Below are 401 nucleotides of genomic sequence, written 5' to 3'. Positions count from 1 at the left end.
AAAATCTTGTAGCTCAATCGCTACAGTATCTTGTAAAGTTTTATTTTATGTGGATTTTAATCCCTGCGCCGCTAATGCTTTAACGACACTTTCCCAATGCTCAAAGGCAGTACCACTACTTATAATAACGATGGGCTTTGGTTGTTCTACTGATAGTGTTTGCGGCAAAGACTGTTGCACAAGGAGTTGTACTAGCCACTGTTGATACTGCGCCATGGCATCGATAGGCATCGTGCGCTCGTACCAAGCAATGCTATCGATATGGACACCGCGCGCCTGTAGCGTATCGACCAATAATCGTCGCCCACCAAGACCGCGCCACACCAGCAGCTTATCCCCTGCTTGCAGGCTTTCAATCTCAGGCATCGCCAGCATACCTTCGTTATTGGCAATGTTAAGGC

General features: G+C 47.4%; 1 protein-coding gene. It reads right to left on the bottom strand.

Annotation, left to right across the window (positions count from 1 at the left end; all coding sequences use genetic code 11):
• Positions 1-45: 45 nt before the first annotated feature.
• A partial coding sequence (locus tag CAN34_RS13820) for a uroporphyrinogen-III synthase (protein WP_368039515.1) occupies positions 46-401 on the bottom strand: 356 nt, incomplete at its 5' end.

This window comes from Psychrobacter sp. DAB_AL32B, assembly GCF_002224105.1.
Lineage (GTDB): Bacteria > Pseudomonadota > Gammaproteobacteria > Pseudomonadales > Moraxellaceae > Psychrobacter.
This window is presented reverse-complemented; position numbering and strand designations above follow the sequence as displayed.